This window comes from Streptomyces iakyrus, assembly GCF_000717055.1.
In the GTDB taxonomy this organism is placed as follows: domain Bacteria; phylum Actinomycetota; class Actinomycetes; order Streptomycetales; family Streptomycetaceae; genus Streptomyces; species Streptomyces iakyrus.
This window is the reverse complement of the sequence record NZ_JNXI01000078.1, coordinates 1-620: the sequence shown is the minus strand read 5'-3', so window position 1 is coordinate 620 and position 620 is coordinate 1. Positions and strand designations below refer to the sequence as shown.

General features: G+C 68.5%; 1 protein-coding gene. It reads left to right on the top strand.

Features of this window, described 5'->3' with window-relative positions; translation table 11 throughout:
- Positions 1 to 456: AMP-binding enzyme (locus tag OO68_RS41605; protein WP_033314705.1), on the top strand; the 456-nt coding region annotated here is incomplete at its 5' end.
- Positions 457 to 620 lie beyond the last annotated feature (164 nt).

Genomic DNA, 620 nt, shown 5'->3' with positions numbered 1-620 from the left:
GGCCCTGACCTGTGCCTCGGCTACACCGACCCGGCCCTCACCGAGCGGGCCTTCGACGCGGACGGCTGGTACCGCACCGGCGACATCGGTGAGTTCGACGAGGACGGCTACCTGACCATCACCGACCGCAAGGCGGACATCATCATCCGCGGTGGCGAGAACATCGGCGCGCTGGAGGTGGAGGAGGTTCTCCTCGCCCTGCCGGCCGTCGCCGAGGCCGCGGTCGTGGCCGTACCGGACGCCCGCCTCGGGGAGCGCGCGGCAGCCGTCGTACGACTGCGGACGGGGCACCCCGAGCCCACTCTCGACGACCTGCGCGCCCACTTCGCCGCAGCGGGCCTGGCCCGGCAGAAGTGGCCGGAGGAGCTGCACGTCGTCGACGACTTCCCGCGGACCGCCAGCGGCAAGGTCCAGAAGTTCGTTCTCCGCAAGGATATTGCCGCCCACCAAGAGTGAGAATAGGATTCTCGCATTCTGCGAAGGAGGATCTCATGCCATCGCGCGTGCCGCCGTATCCACTGTTCGACGCGGACAACCACCTGTACGAGACGGAGGATGCGCTCACCCGGTACCTGCCCAAGCAGTACGCGAGCGCCATCCAGTACGGGCAGGTGAAGGGC